An 18,611-nucleotide genomic window follows, 5' to 3' on the forward strand; every position below is an offset into this window, starting at 1 on the left:
GCTCTAAGAACCTCTTTTTAAAAGAATGAGCTAAATAATTAAAAATTATTTCTCAGTCTCGAACAAAGCAGCAACGAAAGATTTAGCCGAGAAAGGACGTAAGTCATCAATCTTCTCGCCTACACCAATATAACGAATTGGCACATGAGTACGGCTTGCGATATTGAATAAGACACCACCTTTAGCAGTACCATCTAACTTAGTAATTGTAATACCAGTCAAGTCAACAGCCTCATCAAAAAGCTGTACTTGATTGATCGCATTCTGCCCTGTACCAGCATCCACAATAAGCATAATTTCATGTGGTGCGGTTGCATCTATCTTTTGCATTACGCGCTTAACTTTTTTTAACTCTTCCATTAAGTTAGATTTGTTTTGCAAACGCCCTGCCGTGTCAGCAATGAGAACATCGATACCTTTTGCACGGGCACTTTCGAATGCATCAAAAATCACAGAAGCACTGTCTGCACCATGACCCTGTGCAACAACTGGGATATCGTTACGCTCGCCCCAGATCTGCAGTTGTTCAGTCGCTGCGGCACGGAATGTATCACCAGCGGCAAGCATGACCTTCTTTCCTTCACCCTGTAAACGTTTTGCAAGCTTACCAATGGTTGTTGTCTTACCAACACCATTTACACCTACCATTAAAATCACATAAGGAGATTTATTAGGATCAATATGTAATGGCTTCACACGAGGAGCCAATAATGCTACCAACTCTTCTTGCAATGCTTTATACAAAGCATGTGAATAGATCAAATCTCCACGTGCTGTACGCTCTGTCAGATTTGCGATAATTGTTTTTGTTGCCTCAACACCGATATCTGCAACCAAAAGTTGTTCTTCAACTTCTTCTAATAGCTCATCATCGATTTCTTTACCACCGATCAAAATATTGACCATACCATCAGTAAAACTACGACGAGTTTTAGTTAATCCATCCTTCATACGTCCAAAGAAACCTGTTGATTTGGTTTCTTCTTCCTCTTCTGAAGATACTGATTGATGTTGCTCAGTTATTTCGACGTTAGTAGCTGGCGCAGGTGTTGTCTCAACTGTTGTTTTTACAGCTGGCTCAATAATGGGAACATCGACAGCAGGTAAACTCGGTAATGTGACATCATCATCGCCGATATCAGCATCTATCAAGAATTTATTTTGCATATTCGATTGCTGTTGCATGTCAATTCCTTGAGAATAAAGCAGCTTTTTAAAAAGATGGTCAGTCTAGCATAAATAGATTTTATTTTCCCGACTGCTACAAATCCCTCATTTATTAATAAATTACTTTGATTAAAACTCACTCATCATCGAGCGAAAGTGCAGGATATTCTTGGATACGTGTAGATTCAAATTGAAACGCATTTAATAGTTTTAAATATTCAACCCGACGAATTTTTTGAGCTTGTAAAACATTCAAAGCCATAGCCTGCGTTTTGGGATGGCTAGCTTGTTCAGCCAATTGCATAACCTTCAGATATTGATCCTGATTCACTGGTCGTAGCAGAGCATTAAATGCAAGAATAAAAATGGCTATTAGAATAAACATCACTAAATAGACATTAAACTGATCTAATTTACGCCCTAATTTTAGCTCTAAGATTTTAAGTTTTAAATGTTTAGACAGCATGACTAACCTCAATATTAGAAGTAGTGTATGTGCCTACGTAACTCAGTACAAGACTCACGTTCAATAAGCCGCCAAAATATCGTTTATTGAACGTGATGGTTATAGGTCAACTCACTAATGTACGTACAAAGGCGAAGTAAAGGATAAATGCAATAATCACTAAACTAACAAATATAGCGAACATTCCCACTCCACTTTCTGCATCTGCTGGATGTAAATCATCATCATCTGCTATACGGCGCAGCTCTCCGTTATAAATTTCATAAAAACGATCTTTTTGCTCTGGGCTAAGCGTACTCGCAAAATCATAAACCCTTTTACGCTGAGCTAAACAATAATCACCCAAATGAATTTCTTGATGGAAAATAGCCTCATCAAGTAATTTTCGATGATGATGTGCCAATTCAATAATTTGATTTTCAGATGGTGGAACATCAAAGGTTAAACCATCGATTACGTTTGACATGTTATTCTCCTTTTCTATTATTTTCACTTTGATTTTACTTAAAATTATTTGTTAGAAATGTTTAATCGTGTAAGCTTTTATTTACAGAAAGACACTCGATATATTTGACAATTCCATTATTTTTGTCATAATAATTTAACAATTCAAAGTTAAATTAGCTTATATTCAAAGTAAAGTGTCTTTGGATAGAATTTGCGGTAATCATAATTAAAATAAGGAGTTATATATGATTCAACATTTCACACAACACGAACTAGAGCATGTGTATGCAAATGCGGTTAATACTATTCAATCGCAAAAAAACTTTCAAGATGCAGTGAAAGAACTTGAAGAAGTAGCAAAAGCAGGTCATGGTAAAGCAGCATTGTTTCTAGCAGAATTGTATTATCAAGGTTTCCGAGTAGAGCGTGATTCACTTAAAGCTCAATACTGGCAAAAGATGGCAACCTTACAAGCATAAAAAGACGTCACCTAGGTGGCGTTTTTTATGCCTGCAACAAAGATAAAAAGTTATCTTTATCTGAGTTAAAAAATGTAATTTCTTTAGCATCTAAAATTTAATTAGAGCTTATTTTTTTCAATAAATGTGATGCAGATTACGATTTATTGAAATAATTAGAATATTTGCTTACGATTTTGATGAATTGATTAAACATAAATGCAAAGTATATTTCTTATAATAAAACATGAGTTTATAACTATATAAGTTTAAGAATATGTATCGGTTTAACCATTTTCAACCTGTTTCTCGTGAGTTGATGATTAAAATTTCAATCCTAAAAACAATGATGTATTGCGGTGTACTTTGGGGTCTTTATCATCAAGGTTGGGCAATCAAATCTGATCAAGATGGTCACGTATTCCCTTTTTGGCTAAATGGCGTCCAAGCACACCGTTATGCAAAATCACATTGGAAACATTACCAACCACGTAAAATAACACCTAAAGACTTTCACGAATCGTTGCTACCTACTTTGACCCGATTACAAGTTGAACCTGCTTTATTTAATTCTTCGCACAGAAAATTCAAACTTTCTACTCAACAAATGCAGCACTTTTTCTTTATGCCAAAAGACACTGTAATGCCAGCAGTATAAAGCGTCTAATCAATGACGACTTTTTAAGCACTTACATTAAAAAGTCGTCATCGAAGATAAATTAGGGCTTTGCATTTAAAAAAAATACCGTTAAGTTAAATGAAAATGACAATACAACACAGGTGGATAAATAATGACAATCGTTGCTCAAGTCATCAAGAATAAAGCTGTACAATCTATTTTTACGATTTCACCAAATGCGACTGTACTTGAAGCAATTAAAATCATGGCAGATAAAGGTGTTGGTGCTTTAGTCGTTGCAGAAGATGAAAAAGTGGTTGGAATTTTCTCAGAGCGTGACTATACACGTAAAATCGCCTTGATGGAGCGCTCTTCAAATAATACGCTTGTTTCGGACATTATGACTTCAAAAGTGATTTCTGTAAGCTTAAACAATACAGTTGAAGAATGCTTAAACTTAATGACAGATCGTCATTTACGCCATTTACCTGTCCTAGAGAATGAAAAATTAGTTGGTTTTATTTCAATTGGTGATTTAGTCAAAGCTGCTATGGAAGATCAGCGCGTTTTAATTGAACAGTTACAACAGTATATTTCTGGCTAATTGATTAATATAAAAAAAGGGCAATTTAATTGCCCTTTTTTTATTTACAAAAATCAATCTTTCAAGAAATTCTGAATGGCTGGTACAAGACGCTTAAGAAGATCGTCTGCTTGTTCTTGTGTCATGTTTAATGGAGGAAGTAAACGAACTACTGAACCTGCGGTTACGTTAACAATTAATTTGTATTCATCGCGAGCGATTGCAACAATTTCAGCACAATCTTTAGGTAATTGAATACCAATCATCATACCAAAACCACGAACTTGAACATTCAAATCATTTAAACGCACTTTGAGCTGTTCAACTATGTATGCACCTACTTTAGCAGCATTTTCTACTGCATTTTCATTTTGAAGTGTGTCAATCACTGTGTAAATAACACGTGAACCTAAAACAGTTCCACCATAAGTAGAACCATGACTCCCAGCACCCAATAGTCCAACTGCTTTACCTTGAGTCATAACCGCACCAACAGGAAAACCATTTCCTAAACCTTTTGCAGTTGTCATCACATCAGGAACTATGCTGGTGTGTTGGTATGCAAAATATTTACCTGTACGACCATTACCAGTTTGGATTTCATCAAGCATCATCAACCAATTGTGCTGATTACATAATGCGCGAACTTCTTCTAAATAGCTGAAGCCTTGTGGAGCAGTATTGACACCACCTTCACCTTGAATTGGCTCAATCAAGATAGCAACAATGTCTGGATGATTGATCGCAGCTTCTTGGATTGCCTCAACATCACCAAATGGAACTCGAATAAACCCTTCAACTAATGGCGCAAAACCTTCCTGAACTTTTTTATTCCCTGTTGCAGACAAGGTTGCCAAAGTACGACCATGAAAAGATTGTTCAGCAACGATAATTTTAGGATTACTCACACCTTGCTGCGCACCAAATTTACGCGCAATTTTAATTGCACCTTCATTTGACTCAGCACCGCTATTTGAAAAAAAGATTTCTTCCATTCCTGAAACTTCAGCAAGTTTCTGCGCAGCAGCTGTCTGCCAAGGAATTTCAAATAAGTTACTGGTGTGTACTAATGTTGCAGCTTGCTCTGCAATTGCTTCTGCAATCACAGGATGAGCATGACCTAAACCACATACAGCAATACCTGTCAAAGCATCTAAATATTCAGTACCATCTGCTGTGTACAGATACGCCCCTCGTCCTCGAACAAAACTGATCGCTTGGCGACCATAAGTAGCCATAAGATGTGAAGGTTGATCAGGTTGCACAGGAGCAAGAGTGATATTAGTCATAACAAACTCAATCTATCGTTAGTTGTGTTGAAAAAGGTTATATAAGCAAAAACCTGTGTAGATTGAAAGCTTAAACTCACATTTATACAAGAAAAATCTTTAGCAATAGCCCGCAGCTAATTTTTCGGTATATAATTTGGGAAGATTAGTTGAGGATCTATCTATGACGGAACAAGCGCGTGATACAGTAGCGTTAATTCGTGATCAAATTGCGAAACACCCTGTTTTACTTTACATGAAAGGCACTCCACAATTCCCGCAATGTGGTTTTTCAGCTCGTGCAGTTGAAGCACTTAGTCAAATTGGTCGTCCATTTGCCTATGTAAATATCTTAGAAAACCAAGATATTCGTGCAACATTACCTCAAATTGCAAACTGGCCTACTTTCCCACAGTTATGGGTAAATGGTGAGCTTATTGGTGGTAGCGATATCATGCTTGAGATGTTCCAAAATGGTGAATTAAAACCATTAGTTGAGCAATATAGCCCAGCACCTGAAGCATAAGTTTAAAAAGCCAATCTCTTGATTGGCTTTTTTATTACTTACAACTTAAACCGATATAACGAAACATCCCTTCGACGCCCAAATCTGATTTTAAAATAATTACATCTTCATATGTTGACTTTGAAATACTAGAAAAGATATTCATATTGGCATCTTCATGAATTTCATCAACAGATTGTGACAAAGTTTCTTCAAAACGATCTGCTATATATTCAAATCCCAAGTCCATAGCGATAAATAACGTATGATCACATGGTTGGATATATTGCTCTTGTTCCCAATCTAGTACAGCTTGTTGACAATATGGGCAGACAATATTTTGAGTTGAATCGGCAATATTAATAAGTTGATAAGACATGATGATAAAGCTTAAGAAATTAAAAGCAGTTTAAAAGAATATCCTAATCAAAGCTATCCAGCTCAGGAGTATTTAGCACATGGTCTCTATAGAACAAGCTATCGCTTTTGCCGCTACAAAGCATATGGGACAAGTCGATAAGGCGAATGCCCCTTATATATTACATCCTTTACGCGTCATGATGAACGTCTCAACGATTCAGCAAAAAATTGTAGCCGTGTTACATGATGTTCTCGAAGATACTAATACTACTGTAGATGAACTATATGAATTAGGATGTGATAACGATATTGTTGAAGCAATTCTAGCATTGACTAAACTAAAGGGTGAATCTCGAACTGAGGCTGCAAAACGCACCCTTCAAAACCCTATAGCACGTGTTGTGAAAATTGCAGATATCAATGACAATATGGACTTATCGAGGATTCATTCACCTACAGATAAAGATTTTGAACGAATTAAAGAATATCAACTGGTTCGCGATATTTTGACACAAAGTATTTAATCAATCGGTTTATACTAACCTAGAACTTATAAAAGCTGGAGTTTATGGCAGAATGCTAACGGATTTAGATGATTTTTACTGCTTTGCACTGGTTGTAGAACATGGTGGTTTTAGCGCAGCCGAACGTGCAACTGACATCCCAAAATCTAAGCTTAGCCGTAGGGTCTATAATTTAGAAGAACAATTAGGCGTTCGCCTCATTCAACGTAGTTCACGACATTTTGCTGTCACTGATATCGGTATGGATGTCTATAGATACACACAAGTCATGATGAATGCCGCGCAAGCAGCACATGATGTGGTTAATCACTTAAGTAGCGAACCTCGTGGCGTGATCAAAGTGAGCGTTCCTGTCGACATCGCCCAAAACCAAATGGCCAAAATACTACCCGCTTTTTTGAAGAAATATCCCGAAGTACGCGTACAAATGATGGTCAGTAACCGTCGTGTTGATGTTATTAATGAAGGTATTGATCTAGCTTTAAGGGTTCGTTCTAAATTAGATGATGACCCCAATCTCGTATTAAGAGAGTTTGAAGCAATAGAACAACGTCTTTTTGCCAGTCAAGCATATCTTAATGAATTTGGACACCTAAATACACCTGAAGAACTGAGCAAACACCGTATTATTAGTATGTCAGAAGATCATCTCGATCAACAATTCTTATTAAGTGGCCCAAATAATCAACAACAAAAAATTAAAGTTAACCCAGTGATTATGGCTTCCAATCTTTTAATGTTGGCACAACTTGCAAGCCAAAATTGCGGTATCGCTTTATTACCAGATAGTATTGCTCAAGATTTTGTAAAATCAGGACAATTAGTAAAAGTATTACCAGAGTGGACTGCACCTCATGGTATTTTTCACGCTGTATATCCATCGAGAAGAGGTTTGCTACCTGCCGTACGTGTATTTATTGATTATCTGGTTGAACAACTAACGATGTGCTCTACAAGAAAAAGGCCTGATTTTTAATCAAGCCTTGATGATTCGAAACCCTTTAAATTGAAGGATAATGTCCAGTTCCATTTGGCCATGGCGTCAATAACTCAAAACCATCATCAGTCACAGCAACCATGTGTTCCCATTGCGCTGACCAAGATTTATCCTGAGTAACAACCGTCCAACCATCACTCAACTCTTTAACAAATGGTTTCCCAGCATTAACCATGGGTTCAATCGTAAATACCATGCCTTTCTTCAGCACCATACCCTGACCTTTTTGCCCGTAGTGCAAAATGTTTGGCTGTTCATGATATACGCGCCCAATTCCATGACCGCAATACTCTCGGACAATACTATAGCCTTCACGCTGTGCTACAGATTGAATTGCATGACCAATATCACCTAAAGTCGCACCGGGTCTTACAGTATAAATACCAGCAAGCATCGCTTCGTAGGTTGTTTCTACTAATTTTTTTGCTTCAGGAGTAGGTTCACCCACAAAGTACATTCTACTGGTATCACCAAAGTAACCATCTTTGATGACAGCTACATCAATATTTAAAATATCACCTTCTTTTAAAATCTTCTTTGCAGAAGGAATTGCATGACAAACCTCTTCATTGACGGAGATACACGTAGTCTTCGTAAAACCATGGTAGCCAACATTGGCAGGTATCACTTGCAGCGTATTTACAATGTAATCATTACAGATATCATCTAGGTATTCTGTACTTACGCCAGGCTTAATAAACTCGCCTATCATTTCTAAAACTTGTGCCGCTAAACGTCCTGAGATTCTTAACTTCTCAATATCTTGTTCCGTTTTGATGGTCACAGTAGAAGCTCTCATTCGAGATATTCCTTATTAAAAAATAATAAAATTAAAAAATAATGCATAGGCGTTGCATTGATCATTTCTATAGTTTTACGCCTTAGCTTTCAAATGTTCAATCCTTTTATGGACAAACAACAATTAATTGTACATTTAATTTAGATTTTTATCATAATATCCTCATGTTTAACCCATTTTTTCACTTTTAAAATCATTTCAAACAATTATGTTTGCCAATCCTAATTATATGATTTACAAGCTTTCTTTTTAGTCAAAAATCAATCAATTTTCACATAAAATTAGTTTCAAAAGAGAACATTTTTGGTCTAGAATTCGCACTTTTATTTTAAACCTCCCATTTTATGAATCATCTTCGTACAGGAGATATTATTGCCTTAGGTTTTATGACCTTCGCACTGTTTATTGGTGCAGGTAATATTATTTTCCCACCTATTGTCGCACAACAAGCAGGTGAACATGTTTGGCTTGCTGCTTTTGGTTTTTTAATCACTGCAGTTGGTTTACCAGTGCTTACCATTATGGCTTTATCGCGAATGCAAGGCTCAATCGAGATTATTAGTTCTCCTTTAGGTCGATTTGCTAGCCTTTTATTAACAATTGTTTGTTATCTCTCTGTTGGTCCATTATTCGCTACTCCACGGACTGCGACAGTTTCATATGAAATTGGTTTTGCTCCTTATTTTGGAACTTCGAGTAGTAGTTTATTTATATATAGTGTGATTTATTTTGCTTTAGTGACTGCAGTATCACTCTACCCAAATAAGCTGCTAGACACTGTAGGGCATGTTCTTGCGCCTTTAAAAATTATTGCACTGGCAATTTTAGGTATTGCAGCAATTGTTATTCCGACTGGTTATATCTCACCGCCGATCAACAACTATGTGAGTAGTCCAGTATCTGAAGGCTTTGTTAATGGTTATCTCACCATGGACACGCTTGGTGCATTGGTCTTTGGTATCGTAATTATTCAAGCAATACAATCACGTGGTGTGACAGACTCAAAACTGATAACTAAATATGCAATTATTGCAAGTTTAATTGCAGGTGTTGGACTTACACTCGTATATATCAGCCTATTCAAACTTGGTTTGGGTAGTCATGAAGTTGCTGCAAATGCTGACAATGGTGCTATTATTTTGCATGCATATGTTCAACACGCATTTGGCGACTTAGGTTCTATCTTCCTGACTGGATTAATTTTTTTAGCATGTATGGTGACTGCTATTGGGCTAACCTGTGCTTGTGCTGAATACTTTACTGAATTGACTGGTCTACCATATAAATTTCTTGTTTTTATCTTGATCGGTTTTTCATTGGTCATTTCGAATCTAGGCTTGACTAAACTTATTGCATTTTCAGTACCAGTGCTTAGTGCTATCTACCCACCAGCTATCGTGGTCATTATGTTGAGTTTTTTCTGGAAATTCTGGAATAAACCATCATTGGTTGTTGGATCAGTTACTACGGTTGCTTTCATTTTCGGAATTATCGAAGCGGTAAAAGCTGCGGGATTCAACGAATATTTACCAGTTTTCATTCAACATCTACCTTTGAATGAACAAAATTTAGCATGGCTACTTCCATCTCTTATCGTACTGGTGGTAACTACTGCTATTGATCGAATGCGTAAAGAAAAAATTTAAAATGATTTGTCGTTAAAATGATGTTTTACCCAGACATGATTTTAGCTATACAGAAAATGTTCTTTTATCCAACGTTCATTTTTTGTTTACGACAAATCTTTTTAACTGTTAAATTAATGATTTATGGTTTTATTATTTTCTATTTCTAAATGTAAAAAACCAACAATATCATAATTAAAAATACTAAAAATCACCAAATAAAATAATATTTTCATATATAAATCAATACATTCTAAAATTTATTTTTAAAATAGTCTTTTTACCTATTGAAATCCCTAAAAATAAGCAGTACAACTTTAAGTTTAATTCTGACAAAAACGATTAGGTTTCTGTCATCACGACTCAAGGAGGGATGGAGATGTTATCATTACATTTCAACAAGCAAGTCTTCATTAACACTCTGAAGGCAAACGATTCGATCGTATATGCAATCACAACACTCGCACTTATGGCTACGTTGTTATTACAAGGCACAATTAAAGGTAATTTGAAACCTGAATATTTCGCCTATGCACTGATCGTTTCACTAGCCTTTTGTACGTGGTGTATTGTGGACCGAAAGTTTCGACAGATGAGCGCTGAGCGTCAAAAAAACTAATTTACAAAAATGGATGAGTAATCATCCATTTTTTATTGGAAATAAATAATTGTTCCGTAAAGCAATATAGCTGTTGCACCCAGCTCAACCACTATCAAACTAAACATTATAAAACTCATACACCAAGTTGGTAGTGTCCAACGTCCCAATTGATGAGGTTGTTTAAATTGGTTGGTTGTGTCTTTTAAAAAGCCATGGATTATGTAAGTTAGGATCGACATCGAGAAAAAGAACAGATTCGCAACAACGCAAAATAATTTTGTAGTTTCACTTAACATACTGAAATAACTTAAACATGCCAAAATTAAACTGGCACTCGCATATAACAAACTACTACGATGCGCAATATCTACATAATAATGAGCTCTTGATTGTTGAGATCTTCGAATTTGGTAATATTTCCAAACGCCTGTTAACATTCCTACCCAAAGAAAAATTCCACTAAAAATTATTGCTAATTCCATTGCTTGGTTAAATTCCACAACTATATCCATTTGATTTGTTTAATTAATAATCTTGATTTTACCTATATTTGACTTTTTAGTCATTTTTTATGTAAGTTTCTTTTTAGAACTTGTGTAAAGTAATTAGAAATAGTATTGATTTCTCCGTTATGAATACCTATGAATCTTTTTGGATCAGCTGTAAAGATGGTTATCAACTTTCAGCTCGATACTACGCTTCTGAAAATAATACGAAACAGTTTCCAATTCTGGTTTGTCCAGCAACTGGCATTACTCAGAACTTTTACAATTCATTTGCACAATGGCTGAATCAACAAGGTTATCAAGTTCTCACCTTTGATTTCAGAGGAATTGGTGAGTCATTACATGGCAAATTAAAAGATTCTACAGCAAGTATTGATGATTGGGGTTTATTGGATATACCAGCTGCAATTGACTCACTAATCAACAAAACCCACGCACAACAGGTGATTATTATTGGTCATAGTGCTGGCGGGCAGTTGCTTGGTATCAACCCTTCTTATGAAAAAGTTGCCAAGGTATTAGCTATTGCGGGTTCTACAGGTCACATCAAAGGTCTAAAGGGAAAAACTAAGTTATTAGCTCCTGTTATGTTCAACATTATTTTCCCTATTTCAAGTTTATTTAAAGGATACGGTGCGACACAATTCATCGGCATGGGTGAAAACCTACCGAAAAATGTTGCAAGACAATGGGCTGAGTTTTGTAGTAAACCTGGTTATGTAATGAATACGATTGGTAAAACTATTTTTAATGACTATCATCAGCAGATTAAGTGCCCTATCGTTTCGTTTTGGGCTACAGACGATGAAATCGCCACAGAAGCTAATGTCAAAGATTTATTACGACTGTATCCAAACGCTGAAACCAAACTAGTTCAACTTGATCCACAGAAACATGGTTTTAATGAGATCGGGCATATGTCGATGTTTAAAAAGAGCCATAAGCAACTATGGTCAATCATTGAAAAAGAAATCAACGTCTAATAAATAAGTACCCTCTTCACTTTACGCATCTAAATATGTAATCCTGTTTAGATGCGTCTTTTTAATAACATCAAATTCCACCTTTCATCATTCCAAAATTAATTAATCAAACTAAATTGACCGCCAAATTTATTAAATTTTCTACATCTGTATATTTTATTGATCAAAAAACAGCATAAAAATGTGATAAAGAATGTATTAATTCATCTTTTTAGATTATTTATTCTAGTTATTTTTTAACCATATGTTTAACCCAATTATTTGTATTTGATAGTATTTATTATATAAATATATTGATTTCTATATTTTATGACATTTGAGACAGAAGTTTTTGCCTTTAAAGTCACGTCAAATATTGTATTTATTTTCTACAATAGCAATGTTCTTGAGATAGACTGATTTATAGAAAAACTGTCTATCTGAAAGAGTGTGTAGAATAGATAAAACCATCATAAATAACATTTTTATATGTTTTTTCGATGATTTTTTATTCAAAATAAAGATAGCTGTAGAGCTTCTTTAAGGAAGATTTGTTATAAATGAAATGGTGGAAAATTCAATCAATCTTGGATTTTTCAGCAAGTCGTGAAGACACTTCATGGAATTCAAGAGTTGGTTAACCAATTCACAGTAACAAGCATAGGAAATAAGTAAATGCCTAAAAAATATGCGCGTTTTTTACCTACAGCCGAATCATTTAACTTAGAAGACTTTCCATATTACTGGATTTCTCAAGTAAATGCTCAGTACGTTCAAAACATCGACAACGTACTTAAAAAGTATGGTTTAGACAATTCTCGCCGTCGTATTTTACTTGCATTGAATGTAAAACCTCATGCCAGCGTATCAGAACTATCAGATATGATCATTTCAAAGATGTCTACGACCACTAAAATCGTTTATCGCCTGAAAGATGAAGGCTATATCGAAACTTACTCTTGCAAAGAAGATGGTCGTATTACGCGAGTTTTTCTGACAGACAAAGGTAAAGAAATGATTGTTAAAATTAATGACCTGACTTCAGTCATTTTAGAACAATCTTTCGATGGTTTAACTCCATTGCAAATAGAAAAAACAATGGAAATCTTAAAACATATGTTTAAGAATTTATCACGTTGATTTAATCAAATTTAAAAAAGCTTCCTATAAAGGAAGCTTTTTTATTTTCGAATCTAAAATAAATCAAACATATTGAGCTGGGGTGTGATTTTCTCAATTTTGGGTTTTGGTACATGTAAACATTCAAACTCCTCTACAGGAAAACCATTCATAAAATTAATTAATTGATACGGCTGTTTTAATGTTAACCACTCTTCTAATTGTTCATGAGGAATAATAACAACTGATCTTTTGACATCACCAGGTTCATGGAAATCCTTCATCATCGGATGATGTATAGCATCCATGGTTAACATTGTCGCTGAACGAATTATTTTTTCATTTAATTTTCTAATCTCATAAAGTGCAGCAATATAAAATGCCCGCCCATCTTTACGCTTTACAGCCCAGCGTTGTGGCTTGTTATCTATATATTTGCTTTCATAAAACTCAGTTACAGGGATTACGCCGAACTTACATTTGTTGGCAGATTCTTGAAAACTTGGTTTCTGAAAAATAGTTTCGTGACGTGCATTATAAGTATGTTTTGAAATATTAAGATCTTCTGCCCATTTAGGTACTAAACCAAACAGAACTTCCCTCCACTCCAAACCTTGTTCAGATTTAAACAATAATGGAGTTTTATAACTTGGATAAACCTCTTCTTCATAGGCAAAAGATACAAGCGGCAATTCAAGTTGCTTTACTTGCTCCAGTGTGATGGGTTTAAAGTTAGCACACATAAAAAATGATCTTCAAAATAATAAAAGCCTCCGAAGAGGCTTTTATTTTAGATGAAATTAATCACCTGTATAGCCTTTAAGTTTTAAACGTGCAGCATGCAACAATGGCTCTGTATAACCAGATGGTTGCTCAGCACCTTTGAAAATCAAATCAGAAGCAGCTTGGAAAGCGATGCCATCAAAGTTTGGTGCCATTGGCGTATAAAGTGGATCATTCGCATTCTGTTGATCTACAATTACAGCCATCCGTTTTAATACTTCTTCAACTTGTTCACGCGTTACGATACCGTGACGTAACCAGTTTGCAACATGCTGAGAAGAAATACGTAATGTTGCACGATCTTCCATCAAACCAACGTTGTTGATATCTGGAACTTTAGAACATCCAACACCTAAATCAACCCAACGAACAACATAACCTAAGATACCTTGACAGTTATTTTCAAGTTCGTTGTTTAGTTCTTCTGCTGTCCAGTTAGTTTCCGGAGCAAAAGGAGGTGTTAACAAATCATCCAAAGTCAACATGTCTTGAGATGCTAATTCATCTTGACGAGCTTTTACATTGATTTGGTGATAATGCATTGCGTGAAGTACCGCACCTGTTGGTGATGGAACCCATGCACATGATGCACCCGCATTTGGATGTGCTGTCTTAGTCGCCAACATGTCTTTCATGCTGTCAGGTTTTGGCCACATACCTTTACCGATCTGTGCCTTACCTTGTAAACCACACTCTAAACCAATTGCAACGTTACGATTTTCGTAAGCAGCAATCCATTTTTGAGTTTTAACAGCTTCTTTACGAACAACTGGTGCAGCTTCCATAGAAGTATGGATTTCATCACCCGTACGATCCATGAAACCCGTGTTAATGAAAATTGTACGGTCTTTTGCAGCTGCGATACAGTTTTTCAAGTTTACAGATGTACGACGCTCTTCATCCATAATACCAATTTTAAGTGTTTTAGCTGGCAAACCAAGAGCTTGTTCAGCGCGTTCAAACAACTCAACCGCAAATGCAACTTCTTCTGGACCATGCATTTTTGGTTTAACGATATACATCGAACCTTTACGAGAGTTATGGTTTTCGTTTTCACCACGGATATCTACAATGCTTAGTAACGGAGTTACTAAAGCATCCATAATACCTTCAAAAACTTCTTCACCTTCAACAAGGATGGCTGGGTTTGTCATCAAGTGACCAACGTTACGAAGAAGCATCAATGAACGACCATGTAAAGTTGTCGTTCCACCGATCAAGTTTTTAACAGTACGATCTTTATTAAGAGCACGAGTAACTGTTTTACCGTTCTTCTCGATTGATTCTTGTAAATCACCCTTCATTAAGCCTAACCAGTTACGGTAGCCTTCTACTTTTTCTTCAGCATCAACAGCTGCTACAGAATCTTCCAAATCTTGAATAGTTGTAATTGCTGCTTCAAGTGTTAAATCTTTAACGCCTGCTGCATCAGTTTTACCAATCGGGCTATTCGCATCGATATCGATAATTACGTGCAAGCCATTGTTTAATAAAACAACCTCTGTAGGGTTTTCTGCTTCACCATTAAAGCCAACGAATTGTGACTCATGAGCTAAAGAAGTAGTAGAACCATCTTTCAAAGTAACAACTAAACGGTTATGTTCAATTGCGTATTTAGTCGCATCAGCATGTGAACCTTGTGCCAATGGGAAAGCTTGATTTAAGAAATCTTTAGCAAAAGCAATAACTTTGTCGCCACGAACAGGGTTATAACCCTTGCCTTTTTCAGCGCCATTTTCTTCAGAAATTACATCAGTACCATAAAGTGCATCGTATAATGAACCCCAACGTGCATTTGCAGCATTTAAGCAATAACGTGCATTACGTACAGGTACAACAAGCTGTGGACCAGCTAATAATGCGATTTCTTCATCAACATTTTCAGTTGTCACTTTGAAGTCTTCAACTTCAGGAACAAGATAACCAATTTCAGTTAAGAATGCCTTATAAGCATTTAACTCAAATTTATTATTGCGGTGCCATTCATCAATTTTAGCTTGTAGCTCTTCACGCTTCGCTAATAATGCTTTGTTCTTAGGGCTAAGATCGACAACGACTTGCTCGAAATTTTTCCAGTAAGTTTCACTATCTAAACCAGAACCTGGTAAAGCTTCATTTTCGATGAAATCGTAAAGTTCTTTAGCAATCGCTAGCTTGCCTTTTTGAATACGTACAGTCATTGTCTTTCCTGATGGTGCTAACTTTTTATAACAAGAACCCTAGTATACTGATTTATACTAGCCTGAATAGTAATATCACATTCCTAAATAGTAAGCATTTTCTCAATTAGAAGTATTGACAACTACGAGATTTAGTAAATCAAAACTTTAAATTAAAATTTTACTTATTCTATGAGGATGTAATGATCTCACAGTCTTAAAAACACATTTAGTTATAACAAAAATCAACCAAGAATAAAGCTTTCTCAGTATCAAAATATAAAAAAAAGCATTCCGAAGAATGCCTTTATAAATTATGAAGTTTTAGCCATATCAATTTGGCGATGTTCAGAGTGCAGATATGCATCTGATTGCATTTCTAACAATCTTGAACGTGTACGTTCAATTTCAAATGCTAATTTAGATCCTTCATATAACTCAATAATCGAATCTTCTGAAGTAATCAATAATTTAACGCCTCTGTCATAGAATTCATCGACCAAATAAATAAAGCGACGAGTTCCTTCCGAAAGGAAATCTGTTAAATGTGGAACATTACTAACTAACACAGTGTTGTAGATATTTGCGATTTCAATAAAATCAGCAGGGCTTCTCGGTTTAAAGCATAATTCTGAGAATTCACACCATAAAACATCTTCTGTATGCCCGAGTGTTTCAACTACACGATTATTAATCATAATCGGTGAGTTTGACTTCACTTGAGTCTGAGTTAATGCATTGAAACGTTCTAACATCCAGACTTGGGCATCAGCACTCAATGGATATTTAAACAATTGAGCTTGCTTTAATACACGTAGTCTGTAATCAACTCCTGCATCAACATTTAATACTGTGCAATTTTTTTGTACACATTCAATTGTTGGCATGAAACGGTCACGATGGATACCATTTTTATATAAGCCTTCAGGTGCAATGTTTGAAGTTGCAACCAGTGTGATACCACGTTCAAATAGCTTTTGAAACAAATCACTCAGGATCATGGCATCCGTAACATTCGATACAAAAAACTCATCAAAACAAATTACAACAGCATCTTTATAAATCTGATCTGCAACCATATCCAAAGGATTGCGCTGACCAGAGAGTTTATTTAACTCTTTATGCACGTGCTGCATAAAGTGATGAAAATGCAGACGTATCTTACGGCGGAAAGGCACAGATTCATAGAATTGATCCATCAACCATGTCTTACCACGACCAACACCTCCCCACATATAAACACCTTTTGGGTATGTTTGTCTGCGGAAACGTCGAAATGCTTTTTTTGAAGCTTTATAGCGAGTGAGTAACTCTTTCCATACTCGATCTAACTCTTGCACTGCCTGCGCTTGAGCTTCATCAGGCATAAATTGCCCTGACTCAAGAGCTTGAGCATAGCGCTCAGCAGGCGATGTTGGTGTATATGCAGTGCTATGTGAGTCTGGTTTAGAATTTAACATAAGGCGTTATTGCAATTTTAATTGGTGAAAATTATATCGAACATTGAGTTCAAAGACATTAGATTTTAGGCTTAATTATCATAGAGTTTAAACATCATAATGTACCATTTTTAAGCATTTAGTTTTTTCGATGATATTGTCGAGGACTTCGTCCAAACCAACGTTTAAATGCATGGTTAAAGGCTGCTGGCTCTGAGTATCCCAACATTTCTGCAACCTGCTCGATCGAGTAGGCACTATTTTCGATAAATTTAATGGCTTTTTGTTTAATTAATCGCTCTCTAATTTCTTTATAACTGGTTTGTAGCTGTTGCAGTTGATGCCTTAATGTTCGTTCAGGAATATTGAGTGCGCATGCTGTTTCTGACATCGTGGGAATTACCCCATTTTGCATTTCAAGATACCCTTCTACGTACTCTACAATTGTTAAAATACCATCGGAGCTTTTTTCGAATTTTTCGATATCTTGTAGGCACTTTTCTTCATAAATTCGATAAGTTAATACATCTGCTGAAGGTACTTTTATGTCTAGAATTTCTACGCCATGCATAATAAATGCCGCTTGATGACATCCAAACTTAACATCATGTCCATAATAAGCTTGGTAAGCCTCAGTCCATCGCATATCTTTAGGATGTTCAAAAGGTAATTCGATCTGGATTTTAGGGATGTCTAATCCCATCATTTTAAAAATATCTTGCAGGAATTTATATGTACCAGAAATCTCACATTGCGCACGTAACTGCCCCAAATGTGTATTCAAATCTATTGGTGTATAAAACAAATAAATTTTATTATCGGTAATATTTAGCTGTAGCGAACCAAACAAATGTGTAAGTTTCTGAAAGCGTATACCGTTCAAAAGTGCTTTATGTAAGCTTTCACTGGTGACTAGTAACATCAAAAAAGGACCGTAACCAGCTAATGCATAATGCTGACCTATTTCGAGACCTTGTTCTGGAGATATATCCTCGCTAATATGTTTTAAGATATCCCATTCGATTTCGTCTGGAATTACTGTACTTGGATCTAAAGCGTCAGCATGTATTCCCATATTTGCCAAACGTGCGTCTACATCTATCCCAACATGTCGCATGCCTTGAATTAAATACATCAATCCGAGGATAGATCGCTTCATAATCCCAATTACTATTCACAAAACTTTAATGTTTTACTCGAAATATACAAATAAGTGTATTGCCG

21 protein-coding genes are annotated in these 18,611 nt (G+C 35.8%); 10 read left to right on the plus strand and 11 right to left on the minus strand.

The window, feature by feature from the left end:
- Window positions 1-45: 45 nt before the first annotated feature.
- The 3 genes from ftsY to IRT38_RS11345 form a co-directional block, all read right to left on the minus strand.
- Window positions 46-1,185: a signal recognition particle-docking protein FtsY gene (gene ftsY, locus IRT38_RS11335; RefSeq protein WP_194597745.1), complete on the minus strand. Its 1,140-nt coding sequence runs from the start codon at window positions 1,183-1,185 to the stop codon at window positions 46-48.
- Window positions 1,186-1,303: 118 nt separating this feature from the next.
- Window positions 1,304-1,633, minus strand: coding sequence for a hypothetical protein (locus tag IRT38_RS11340; protein ID WP_194597746.1), 330 nt, complete (start codon window positions 1,631-1,633; stop codon window positions 1,304-1,306).
- A 106-nt stretch (window positions 1,634-1,739) separates the two neighbouring features.
- Window positions 1,740-2,099, minus strand: a complete 360-nt coding sequence (locus IRT38_RS11345) for a hypothetical protein (RefSeq protein WP_194597747.1) — start codon at window positions 2,097-2,099, stop codon at window positions 1,740-1,742.
- Between the two features lie 226 nt (window positions 2,100-2,325).
- Between IRT38_RS11345 and IRT38_RS11350 the strand changes: the two genes are divergently transcribed.
- From IRT38_RS11350 to IRT38_RS11360, 3 genes are all read left to right on the plus strand, one after another.
- Complete coding sequence (locus tag IRT38_RS11350) at window positions 2,326-2,559, plus strand: hypothetical protein (RefSeq protein WP_004911406.1); 234 nt, start codon at window positions 2,326-2,328, stop codon at window positions 2,557-2,559.
- Window positions 2,560-2,815: 256 nt separating this feature from the next.
- Window positions 2,816-3,196 carry a DUF2750 domain-containing protein gene (locus IRT38_RS11355; RefSeq protein WP_004911409.1) on the plus strand — a complete coding sequence of 127 codons (381 nt, stop codon included), beginning with the start codon at window positions 2,816-2,818 and terminating at the stop codon, window positions 3,194-3,196.
- Between the two features lie 133 nt (window positions 3,197-3,329).
- Window positions 3,330-3,761 carry a CBS domain-containing protein gene (locus IRT38_RS11360; RefSeq protein ID WP_004911413.1) on the plus strand — a complete coding sequence of 144 codons (432 nt, stop codon included), beginning with the start codon at window positions 3,330-3,332 and terminating at the stop codon, window positions 3,759-3,761.
- 53 nt (window positions 3,762-3,814) lie between these two features.
- On the opposite strand, the gene IRT38_RS11365 is transcribed toward IRT38_RS11360, so the two are convergent.
- Window positions 3,815-5,029 (minus strand): aspartate aminotransferase family protein, encoded by a 1,215-nt coding sequence (locus tag IRT38_RS11365; protein ID WP_194597748.1) that lies wholly within the window; start codon window positions 5,027-5,029, stop codon window positions 3,815-3,817.
- A 163-nt stretch (window positions 5,030-5,192) separates the two neighbouring features.
- Between IRT38_RS11365 and grxD the strand changes: the two genes are divergently transcribed.
- Entirely contained in the window at window positions 5,193-5,534 is a 342-nt protein-coding gene (grxD, locus tag IRT38_RS11370; RefSeq protein WP_004772459.1) for a Grx4 family monothiol glutaredoxin, read from the plus strand.
- A 34-nt stretch (window positions 5,535-5,568) separates the two neighbouring features.
- Here the strand turns inward: grxD and IRT38_RS11375 are convergent, their stop codons facing one another.
- Window positions 5,569-5,892 carry a hypothetical protein gene (locus IRT38_RS11375; RefSeq protein ID WP_004911419.1) on the minus strand — a complete coding sequence of 108 codons (324 nt, stop codon included), beginning with the start codon at window positions 5,890-5,892 and terminating at the stop codon, window positions 5,569-5,571.
- Window positions 5,893-5,971: 79 nt separating this feature from the next.
- On the opposite strand from IRT38_RS11375, the gene IRT38_RS11380 reads away from it, so the two are divergent.
- Window positions 5,972-6,397: an HD domain-containing protein gene (locus IRT38_RS11380; RefSeq protein WP_004911422.1), complete on the plus strand. Its 426-nt coding sequence runs from the start codon at window positions 5,972-5,974 to the stop codon at window positions 6,395-6,397.
- A 52-nt stretch (window positions 6,398-6,449) separates the two neighbouring features.
- Entirely contained in the window at window positions 6,450-7,373 is a 924-nt protein-coding gene (locus IRT38_RS11385) for a LysR family transcriptional regulator (protein ID WP_194597749.1), read from the plus strand.
- 25 nt (window positions 7,374-7,398) lie between these two features.
- Here the strand turns inward: IRT38_RS11385 and map are convergent, their stop codons facing one another.
- Window positions 7,399-8,193, minus strand: coding sequence for a type I methionyl aminopeptidase (gene map / locus IRT38_RS11390; RefSeq protein ID WP_194597750.1), 795 nt, complete (start codon window positions 8,191-8,193; stop codon window positions 7,399-7,401).
- Window positions 8,194-8,537: 344 nt separating this feature from the next.
- On the opposite strand from map, the gene brnQ reads away from it, so the two are divergent.
- Together brnQ and IRT38_RS11400 are read left to right on the plus strand one after the other, a co-directional pair.
- On the plus strand, window positions 8,538-9,839 hold the full coding sequence (gene brnQ / locus IRT38_RS11395) for a branched-chain amino acid transport system II carrier protein (RefSeq protein WP_112986412.1): 1,302 nt from the start codon (window positions 8,538-8,540) through the stop codon (window positions 9,837-9,839).
- A gap of 358 nt (window positions 9,840-10,197) precedes the next feature.
- Complete coding sequence (locus tag IRT38_RS11400; RefSeq protein ID WP_194597751.1) at window positions 10,198-10,437, plus strand: hypothetical protein; 240 nt, start codon at window positions 10,198-10,200, stop codon at window positions 10,435-10,437.
- A 32-nt stretch (window positions 10,438-10,469) separates the two neighbouring features.
- Here IRT38_RS11400 and IRT38_RS11405 read toward each other — a convergent pair whose 3' ends face one another.
- Complete coding sequence (locus IRT38_RS11405) at window positions 10,470-10,931, minus strand: hypothetical protein (RefSeq protein WP_075696543.1); 462 nt, start codon at window positions 10,929-10,931, stop codon at window positions 10,470-10,472.
- A gap of 119 nt (window positions 10,932-11,050) precedes the next feature.
- Between IRT38_RS11405 and IRT38_RS11410 the strand changes: the two genes are divergently transcribed.
- Both IRT38_RS11410 and IRT38_RS11415 read left to right on the plus strand, forming a co-directional pair.
- A complete protein-coding gene (locus tag IRT38_RS11410) occupies window positions 11,051-11,908 on the plus strand; it encodes an alpha/beta fold hydrolase (RefSeq protein WP_194597752.1) in 858 nt (285 codons plus the stop codon).
- A gap of 654 nt (window positions 11,909-12,562) precedes the next feature.
- On the plus strand, window positions 12,563-13,027 hold the full coding sequence (locus IRT38_RS11415) for a MarR family winged helix-turn-helix transcriptional regulator (RefSeq protein WP_194597753.1): 465 nt from the start codon (window positions 12,563-12,565) through the stop codon (window positions 13,025-13,027).
- Window positions 13,028-13,080: 53 nt separating this feature from the next.
- Here IRT38_RS11415 and IRT38_RS11420 read toward each other — a convergent pair whose 3' ends face one another.
- From IRT38_RS11420 to IRT38_RS11435, 4 genes are all read right to left on the minus strand, one after another.
- Complete coding sequence (locus tag IRT38_RS11420) at window positions 13,081-13,749, minus strand: SOS response-associated peptidase (RefSeq protein ID WP_194597754.1); 669 nt, start codon at window positions 13,747-13,749, stop codon at window positions 13,081-13,083.
- Window positions 13,750-13,806: 57 nt separating this feature from the next.
- Window positions 13,807-15,969, minus strand: coding sequence for a malate synthase G (locus IRT38_RS11425; protein ID WP_004954110.1), 2,163 nt, complete (start codon window positions 15,967-15,969; stop codon window positions 13,807-13,809).
- A gap of 293 nt (window positions 15,970-16,262) precedes the next feature.
- Complete coding sequence (gene zapE, locus IRT38_RS11430; protein ID WP_194597755.1) at window positions 16,263-17,408, minus strand: cell division protein ZapE; 1,146 nt, start codon at window positions 17,406-17,408, stop codon at window positions 16,263-16,265.
- A 118-nt stretch (window positions 17,409-17,526) separates the two neighbouring features.
- The gene (locus IRT38_RS11435) at window positions 17,527-18,546 is read right to left on the minus strand and encodes an AraC family transcriptional regulator (protein WP_194597756.1); all 1,020 of its coding nucleotides are present in this window, start codon (window positions 18,544-18,546) and stop codon (window positions 17,527-17,529) included.
- Window positions 18,547-18,611: the final 65 nt, after the last annotated feature.

Source organism: Acinetobacter sp. SK-43 (assembly GCF_015351505.1).
Lineage (GTDB): Bacteria > Pseudomonadota > Gammaproteobacteria > Pseudomonadales > Moraxellaceae > Acinetobacter > Acinetobacter junii.